Below are 7,505 nucleotides of genomic sequence, written 5' to 3'. Positions count from 1 at the left end.
ATGGCCGACCGTGCGCTCGAGGCGCTGTCGAATGTCGTCGAGCAGCTCGCGGGTACGGACACGCGTCTCGGCGTGGTCGGCGGTGCCGGCGGGAGCCTCGTGGCCCCCGGCGGGCCGCGCCTGTTCGATCAGGGCTTCCCGGACGAGTACAAGCACGAGGCGCAGGTCGGCATCGACTCGCTGGCCCTCCTCGAGGCGACCGACGCGGGCCTGGACTGGTTCTTCATCCACCCCGCCGAGGTCTTCGGACCGTGGGCGGAGGGCGAGCGCACCGGCCACTACCGGGACGGCGGCGACGTGATCGTCCGCGACGCCGAAGGCAAGTCGTACATCTCGGGTGCCGACTTCGCCGTCGCGGTGGTCGACGAGATCGAGCAGGGCAACCACCACAGGGAGCGGTTCACCGTCGGCTACTGAGCCGCCGGTCGGTCAGACCAGATCCCGCCAGTCCACGTCCTCGTCCTCATCGGCGACCGGCGTCATGCCGGTGATGACGGGAAGACTCATCGTCTCGGTGGGCGGACCCATGATGGTGGCTTCGTCGCGCCGATGCCGCAGCACCTCGTTGATGTAGCTGGTGAGCACTTCGGCGAGCGGGATGGAGCGTCCTTCCGCCTGAGACAGGTACCAGCGGTGCTCCAGCACCTGGTGGAACACCTCGGCCGGCTCGAGTTTGGCGCGCAGCTCGTAGGGGATCGCACGCACGACCGGCTCGAACACTCGGGTCAGCCACTCGTGCGCGTACATCTCCTCGTCCGCCCACTGCTTCGTCGAGCGGGCCCGGAACTCGTCGAGGTCGTTGAGCAGACGTCGTGCCTGGTTCTCCTCGACGTCGAGGCCGGTCAGGCGGATGAGACGGCGCTGATGATGTCCGGCATCCACGACCTTCGGCTGGATCTCCACCACGGTGCCGTCCGCGGTCGTCGACATCGACATCTCGTCGATGTCGAAGCCGAGGGCGTTGAGCCGCTCGACACGTTCGGTGATGCGCCATGTCTCCGCGGCGGAGAACGACTCCTGGGCGGTCAGCTCTGCCCACAGCGACCGATACGACGACACGATGCCGTCGGCGATCGCGACCGCGTCCACGCCGTGCTCGAGCCGTCCGCCGGCAGCGAGGTCCATGATCTCGCCGGCGATGTTGGTGCGTGCGAGGTCGAGGTCGTAGGCGCGCTGGCCGTCGGTGAGCCCCTCCTCGTGCAGCTCTCCCGTCTCCGCGTCGACGAGGTAGGCGGCGAATGCGCCGGCGTCCCGTCGGAACAGGGTGTTCGACAGCGACACGTCGCCCCAGTAGAAGCCCACGTTGTGCAGGCGTACGAGCAGCAGCGCGAGTGCGTCCACCAGACGGTTGGCGGTGTCCGGGCGCAGAACGCGTGTGAACAGAGCGCGGTACGGCATCGAGAAGCGCAGGTGCGAGGTGACCAGCGCGGCGGGGAGTGGGTCACCATGCGCGTCGGTGCGCCCGGCGATCACGGCCACCCGGTCGACGCAGGGCACATCGAGTCGGGCGAGGTTGCCGAGCATGTCGTACTCGCGCTGCGCCATCTCCGCGGTGGTCTCCTTGACGGCGACGACGCGACCGGAGAGGTCCGCGAAGCGCACGAGGTGGCGGGAGAGCCCCTTCGGGAGCGAGACGATGTGCTCGGACGGCCACTTCGCCAACGTGGTGGACCAGGGGAGGGAGAGCAACCCCGGGTCGATCTTGCTGGCGGTGATCCGCAGCGAATCCTGCATGGTGCTCCCTGGTTGCGTGCGAAGAGGAAAAAGAGACGCGGCGCAGGCGACCGAAGTCAGCCTGCGCCGCGTCTGTGGATCCGATCAGGCGGAGACGACCGGCTTGTCGTTCAGGCGCTCGTCCGACTCGATGTCGAACGCGTGCACGTGGCCGGCCGAAGCTGCGAGCGTGACCGTCTCACCCGCGTTCGGGTGGTTGCGGCCATCGACGCGAGCGACGAGGTCGGCGCGCTTGCCGTTGATCTCGGTGTGCCCGTAGAGGTAGCCGTCAGCGCCGAGCTCCTCGACGAGGTCGACCGTGACCGAGAGGCCCTTGCCATCGGCGGGGCCGACGACGATGTCCTCCGGGCGCACGCCGACCGTGACCTGCGAACCGTTTGCGCGGCCGACGGTGTCGCGGTCGAGCGGGACCACCTCGGTGCCGAAGCGGATGCCGCCCTCGGCGAGGTCCGCCGAGAACAGGTTCATCGCGGGCGAGCCGATGAAGCCGGCCACGAAGACGTTGTTCGGCTTCTCGTAGAGGTCGCGCGGGGAGCCGACCTGCTGGAGCAGGCCGTCCTTGAGGACCGCGATGCGGTCACCCATGGTCAGCGCCTCGGTCTGGTCGTGGGTGACGTAGACCGTGGTGACGCCGAGACGACGCTGCAGCGACGCGATCTGCGTACGGGTCTGGACGCGGAGCTTGGCGTCGAGGTTCGACAGCGGCTCGTCCATGAGGAACACCTGCGGCTGGCGCACGATCGCACGGCCCATGGCGACACGCTGACGCTGACCACCCGAGAGGGCCTTCGGCTTGCGGGTCAGGTAGGGCTCGAGGTCGAGGAGCTTCGCAGCCTCGAGCACGCGAGTAGCGCGCTCTTCCTTGCCGACGCCGGCGATCTTGAGAGCGAAGCCCATGTTCTCGGCGACGGTCATGTGCGGGTACAGCGCGTAGTTCTGGAAGACCATCGCGATGTCGCGGTCCTTCGGCGGGACGTCGGTCACGTCGCGGTCGCCGATGAGGATGCGGCCAGCGTTGACCTCTTCGAGGCCGGCGAGCATGCGCAGGGACGTGGACTTGCCGCAACCGGAAGGACCGACGAGGACGAGGAACTCGCCGTCACCGACCTCGAGGTTCAGCTTGTCGACGGCCGGACGGGTTCCACCGGGGTACAGGCGGGTGGCTTCGTCGAAAGTCACAGATGCCATTGTCGTTTCTCCTTCACCGGCAGGTACGTGCCGGACGATCCGTAGTGATGAAGCGGTGAGATGAGTCACCGTGACCCGTCTTTGGGTCGAATTCAGTATGACATGAACGGCTGTACCTGGGTATTTCTCAGCCTCACTGGTTAGCATCGAACTCGGCCGCGCGCAGCGGCGATCGTCGCTGAGCGGCGGTCGGGGCCAACCCGGACCCCCGCAGACTCACAAGAGGAACGATGTCGAGCGACGAAACGCCGAACGTCCCCACACCTCGCAATTCTCGCGAGGCCGTGCGGGAGAAGGCTCAGCAAGTGCACGCCCAGCAGTCGAGGGCGCGCCTCATGCGACGTATCATCATCGGCGCCGTCGCGGTCGTCGCGGTGGGGGCGATCGGCACTGCGGTGACCCTTGCGGTGTCCGCCCAGGTGTCCAAGCCCAAGCTCACCCCGACGGGGATGGAGTCGGACGGCGTGGTCGTCACAGACATCACCGCGGTCGCAGGATCCGACGAGGTCCCCGCGACACCGTCCGCAGAGCCGACCGACGCGGGTGCGTCGACCGAGCCGACGCCCAAGGCAACCACGTCTGAGAAGGTCGACATCCACGTCTACGTCGACTACCTCTCGCCGGACGCGGGGAAGTTCGAGCGGGCGAACGCGCGTCAGTTCGCCGGCTGGATCAGCGAGGGTGCCGTGACCGTCAGCTACCACCCGGTCGCTCTCCTCACCGCGAGCTCGAACGGCACCAAGTACTCCCTGCGCTCGGCGGCCGCAGCCGCCTGCGTCGCCACGCACTCGCCCGCGCAGTTCTACGCGTTCAACCACGACCTGCTGGACAACCAGCCCGAGGTCGGCAGCGATGGCATGTCCGACGAAGAGCTTGCGAACCTCGCCGCGGCCGTCGGCACCGACAACACCAAGGCCGTGCGGTCGTGCATCGAGAACGGCGACTTCGTCAGCTGGGCGAAGGATGCGACCACGCGCGCGCTGGACGGACCGCTCGCGGGCTCCAAGGACCTGGTCCTGCAGTCGGCTCCGATGGTCGTCGCGAACGGCGAAGCGTACGTCGGAGCGCTCGACGACCCGGCCGAGTTCTCGCAGTTCGTGCTCAGCGTCGCGAGCGATGCCTCGCGTGCCACGCCGACGCCGACTCCTACACCGACCACCACGCCTGCCCCCTAGGTCGAAGCGGGGTCGATGCCATCGCTAAGCTTGTGGGTGGCATCCGCCGACTTGGCGCAATTGGTAGCGCACCGTACTTGTAATACGGGGGTTACGGGTTCGAGTCCCGTAGTCGGCTCCACACGCCAAGGCCCGCATCCCCCTGGAAACACTGGGGATGCGGGCCTTCGTCGTATCTAGGCGAGGAGTGCTGCCCACTTTTTGCCCACACTCTGTTCGCGGGCTGCGGCCTCGAGGTTGAGTGAGACGGCACTCAGGTCGTCGTCGAACAGGTCCGCGTAGACGTCGAGGGTGATGGCGGCGGACTCATGGCCGAGCATGCGCTGCCCTTTCCCTCGCGCGTTGTCACCGCCGCAGGCCGGGTATCGCTCGAGGGCATAGTCGTGTCGACGGGCGCATCGTTCGCGTCCGGCACCGCCTACAACTTCGGTTTGCTGGCACCGACCGAGGATCGCCCGTTCGCGGTGACCGCGAACGGGCTCTTCGCAATTCTGACCATCACCTCGACCGGTGCGATGACCTTCACGTTCCCCTCAGCCCCGGGCGGGGTTGTTGGTCTCTCCCTATCGGTCTCGTGCCCGTCGTGGCGGCTGACAGGCCTGCGACTGCCATGTCAACCCGATATGCCGGAGCGGCGTACAACCACGCGTCAGGGACGCGCGGTGCGTTCGACGGGCTCTCGAACCAGCTCGAGGCCGAAGGACACCCGCCGATGGTGGTGCTTGACGGCGGCCGCGAGAAGGCCGATCAGCTGCGCATCTGGTACCAGCGGATGACGCTCACTCCAGGAAACCGCAAGGTGTACGGCACCGCATGGTGGAACGGCCAGAAGTGGTACCGCATCCACCCCGACGCCGTCGGAGTCCCCGACACCAGCAACCACGAGAAGCGACGCGCGAACGACCTCGCGTGGCCGTGCAACTCGAACACCGCCGCGCACCTTCGCACGCAGGTGCTCGCGAAGCGGCACAACATCACTTGGCAGGGCATGGGCTTCCGTGAGTGGTGGCACTGGACGTTCTGGGGTGCCCTCGGCGCCATCGGAGCAGCGCCGGCCGGGGGCGGCGGTTCCGTCCCCATTGCACCCAACCTGCCCGAGGAGGACGATCTGGCAACACTCGTGACCGGTGGCGGGCGCTGTCGCGTACCGCGGCCCCGACGGCAAACTCCACCGGACTCACGCGCGGACAATACCGCTCCGCGATCTCTGATCACAACGATCGCACCGGACTCTGAAGCGTGAAGGCCCCCACTCGGCCGGCCGGGGGTCTACAGTCGTCTACGCGCCCCCGACGGCCCGGCGTGATGATGGTTAGTCGCCCTGCGCCGGTCGGCACCTCGCGGCGTCTGCTTCCTCTGGGAGCTGTGTGGACGGGATGATCACGACATCCTGTACTTTCCAGTCGAGGTCGGAGATGCTCTGGGCCAGGCGGTCAAGAGCATCAACGGCGACACGACGCTTCTTCGGAAGTACGAATGCTTCGACGTGGAACACCTGCCCCTGGTCGCGAATGCGTACGGCTGCGTCGGCAACCCAGGTCTGCTCACGAATCAGTTGCGTAATCATCTGGCCGAGCGGATGCGGGTGCTTGTCGTCGAACGTGCGTGCACGTTGGTCCATGAGATCGACGACCGCTCCCTTCGTATTGCGGATGCCGTCCCAGATGATCCCGAGAGAAATAAAGAGTGCCGCGGCACCGTCCAGCCACCAGAGGCCGATCCCAACGCCGAGGACGCCGATGATTGATGCGGCGTTGGTCTGCCAATCCGCCTTGGCCATGTCACCGTCGGCGTAGAGGAGCTTGTTGTGCAATACGGGCGCAAGCTTCGCCTTCGCGGGTCCGTAGAGGAACACAGGGCCGACGACGACGACCGTCATCACGGCGACCATGAGCCAGCCGAGCCAGATTGTGTGACCGAACAGGTTCACGGTACCTATGGTCGGATGCTCCGCTTTGAGGAGCCCAGTGACCGCTTCGGCGGCAAGATTGAGGCCGACCGCGAGGAGTGCGACGCCGGCGACGAGGTGTCCGACGCCCATAGCGCGGTGCAGACCGTAGGGGTGGTTGACAGTGGGCCTACGGCGGACGAAGGGCAGCGCAATGAGAAAGGCGATCTGGGGGATGAGAGACAGCATGTCCTCGATCCAGGCTGTTCGCATGGCCTGGGAATTCCCCACGACGAAGGCCACCACCGTGATGGTGACGACGGTGTAGCAAATAGTGAAGTACTCCCACCGAACCGCCTTCTTCAACGCCGTCAACTGATCGGGGGGCAGGTCCGATCGCCCGAACTGGTGGTTGTCTCTCATGGCCCGACCTCATCGTCGAGGAACGACTCCAGCTTCGTGAGGAATGCGTTCTCCCCCAGAGGGACGAGAAGCACGACGCTCCGCCCGTCCGCACCGTCGATTTCCTGGTAGCCGCGGGTCATACCGGCACGATCGGTCCAGGGGGATTTGTCTGTGAATCCACCAATGAGCAGGTCGAGTTCACCATCCTCGAGCAACCCTACGAGCGTTTCTTCGCTGCCAATCGTCCACTCGGGTTCCGTATGGATTGTCGCTGAGAAGTCCTGGACGAGGTCGACGAGTGGGCCGGACACTCCGCTGCCGTCCGGATCAACTAAACCCGGTTCGATGGTCACCCCGACCCGCAGCTCGCCTCCGGTCACGTGGGCGAGTGTGCCTTCCGGGTCAGACGGCACGGAAAGGCTGCACCCGGCGAGGCTGACGGCAAGAGCGACACTGATCGCGACGACCACAGACGTCCGCTGCCTGGTCGACGTGGGCGAGACGCGAGGGCACCCTGCTCGTTGCGCCTTTGGGAAACTCACCTCTCGAGCGTTCCAACAAGGGTCTGTCGGAAAGTTTGTGTGTGAGGGGTTCGGCGTGATCGGTTCGGCTTCGGTCGGACGGGAAGATGAATCACGTCATGAGCACTGAATTGAAGACAACAACTGAGCAATCCGAGACCGTCGATCTGCGAACCGGGGAGGTCCTTCCTGCGCCGCCGAATATCACCGCGGTCGCGGAGCAACTCGTGGCCGCCGCTCGTGGTCAAGGGATCGAACTGACTGGCCCGAACGGGCTGCTGACGGGACTGACCCGGCAGGTCCTGCAGTCCGCGTTGGAGGCGGAGCTGACCGAGCACCTCGGCTACGACCCGGGCGATCGGGTCGGGAAGCAGACGCCGAACAGTCGGAACGGATCCACGCCGAAGACGGTGCGGACCGAGATCGGCGATCTCACGATCCAGGTCCCGAGGGACCGGGCGGGCACGTTCGCGCCGGTGGTGGTGCCCAAGCATCAACGCCGAATCGCGGGGTTCGACGAGGCGGTGATCTCTCTGTATGCGAAGGGCATGACCACCGGCGATATCGCTAAGCACCTCTCTGACCTCTACGGAT

Annotated in this window: 9 protein-coding genes and 1 tRNA gene; 5 read left to right on the top strand and 5 right to left on the bottom strand. The window is 66.3% G+C overall.

Going from position 1 to position 7,505, the window contains the following annotated elements; all coding sequences use genetic code 11:
- Positions 1–417, top strand: a 417-nt coding sequence (locus KZA10_RS04665) for an NAD(P)-dependent oxidoreductase (protein ID WP_374196537.1), incomplete at its 5' end; no start/stop codon positions are given.
- Positions 418–429: 12 nt separating this feature from the next.
- Here the strand turns inward: KZA10_RS04665 and KZA10_RS04660 are convergent.
- Together KZA10_RS04660 and KZA10_RS04655 are read right to left on the bottom strand one after the other, a co-directional pair.
- Positions 430–1,734 (bottom strand): DUF4032 domain-containing protein, encoded by a 1,305-nt coding sequence (locus KZA10_RS04660; RefSeq protein WP_055865219.1) that lies wholly within the window; start codon positions 1,732–1,734, stop codon positions 430–432.
- Positions 1,735–1,818: 84 nt separating this feature from the next.
- Complete coding sequence (locus KZA10_RS04655; protein WP_218682299.1) at positions 1,819–2,922, bottom strand: ABC transporter ATP-binding protein; 1,104 nt, start codon at positions 2,920–2,922, stop codon at positions 1,819–1,821.
- A 230-nt stretch (positions 2,923–3,152) separates the two neighbouring features.
- Here KZA10_RS04655 and KZA10_RS04650 point away from each other — a divergent pair, with 230 nt between their 5' ends.
- Together KZA10_RS04650 and KZA10_RS04645 are read left to right on the top strand one after the other, a co-directional pair.
- Entirely contained in the window at positions 3,153–4,097 is a 945-nt protein-coding gene (locus tag KZA10_RS04650) for a thioredoxin domain-containing protein (protein WP_017828951.1), read from the top strand.
- 45 nt (positions 4,098–4,142) lie between these two features.
- Positions 4,143–4,218: transfer RNA gene (locus KZA10_RS04645), tRNA-Thr, on the top strand.
- Positions 4,219–4,273: 55 nt separating this feature from the next.
- Here the strand turns inward: KZA10_RS04645 and KZA10_RS04640 are convergent.
- Positions 4,274–4,417 (bottom strand): hypothetical protein, encoded by a 144-nt coding sequence (locus KZA10_RS04640; protein WP_174799522.1) that lies wholly within the window; start codon positions 4,415–4,417, stop codon positions 4,274–4,276.
- 290 nt (positions 4,418–4,707) lie between these two features.
- Here KZA10_RS04640 and KZA10_RS04635 point away from each other — a divergent pair, with 290 nt between their 5' ends.
- Positions 4,708–5,340 carry a hypothetical protein gene (locus KZA10_RS04635; protein WP_218682298.1) on the top strand — a complete coding sequence of 211 codons (633 nt, stop codon included), beginning with the start codon at positions 4,708–4,710 and terminating at the stop codon, positions 5,338–5,340.
- A 69-nt stretch (positions 5,341–5,409) separates the two neighbouring features.
- Here the strand turns inward: KZA10_RS04635 and KZA10_RS04630 are convergent, their stop codons facing one another.
- Positions 5,410–6,408: a cation transporter gene (locus KZA10_RS04630; RefSeq protein ID WP_218682297.1), complete on the bottom strand. Its 999-nt coding sequence runs from the start codon at positions 6,406–6,408 to the stop codon at positions 5,410–5,412.
- Entirely contained in the window at positions 6,405–6,860 is a 456-nt protein-coding gene (locus KZA10_RS04625; protein WP_218682296.1) for a hypothetical protein, read from the bottom strand. Before KZA10_RS04625 ends, KZA10_RS04630 begins: the two co-directional genes overlap by 4 nt.
- A gap of 170 nt (positions 6,861–7,030) precedes the next feature.
- Between KZA10_RS04625 and KZA10_RS04620 the strand changes: the two genes are divergently transcribed.
- The coding region (locus KZA10_RS04620) for a transposase (RefSeq protein ID WP_218682295.1) at positions 7,031–7,505 on the top strand (475 nt) is incomplete at its 3' end.

Source organism: Microbacterium sp. BF1, from assembly GCF_019279095.1.
GTDB classification, from domain to species: domain Bacteria; phylum Actinomycetota; class Actinomycetes; order Actinomycetales; family Microbacteriaceae; genus Microbacterium; species Microbacterium maritypicum.
This window is presented reverse-complemented; position numbering and strand designations above follow the sequence as displayed.